Raw genomic sequence first — 527 nt, forward strand, 5'->3', positions numbered from 1 at the left:
TACGCGATCACTGCGCCCGACGGCCGCGAACTGACGAACCGCTGGGACGAGGCGCAGCGCATGCGCGACATCGTGCGGGGGCTGTGGAGCGAGGTGAGCGGTTCCTAACTTCAATACTACCGTGCCCCTGCGAAGGCAGGGGCCCATCACCGAATCTTTCGTTGCCAAGCCGACGTTGCCGGAGGGATGATAGCTCAGGTGATGGGCCCCTGCCTTCGCAGGGGCACAGGGAAGGGCAGGCATCACACCGCCACCGCATCCCGCCAGCGCGCAAACGCCGCATCGGCCTCATCGCGCCCGACCTTCGGCAGAAACTCGGCATCGTATCGCGCCAGCCGCTTGAGATCGCTCTCGCCGAACAGTCCCGCGCCCATCCCCGCCGCCAGCGCAGCGCCATAGGCGCTCGCTTCGCGTACCGCATGGCGCCGCACCGGTCGCTGCAGCGCGTCGGCCTGCAACTGCATCAGCGTATCGCTCGCCGACAGCCCGCCCGCGACGGGCAGCGCCTCGGGCACCGGCAAGGCGTC

The 527-nt window shown here is 69.1% G+C and carries 1 protein-coding gene; it reads right to left on the reverse strand.

Annotation, left to right across the window (positions count from 1 at the left end):
- Nucleotides 1–242 precede the first annotated feature (242 nt).
- A partial coding sequence (locus ACTIFP_RS17685; RefSeq protein WP_439569990.1) for an FGGY-family carbohydrate kinase occupies nucleotides 243–527 on the reverse strand: 285 nt, incomplete at its 5' end.

This window comes from Sphingopyxis sp. (assembly GCF_051861155.1).
Taxonomy (GTDB): Bacteria; Pseudomonadota; Alphaproteobacteria; order Sphingomonadales; family Sphingomonadaceae; genus Sphingopyxis.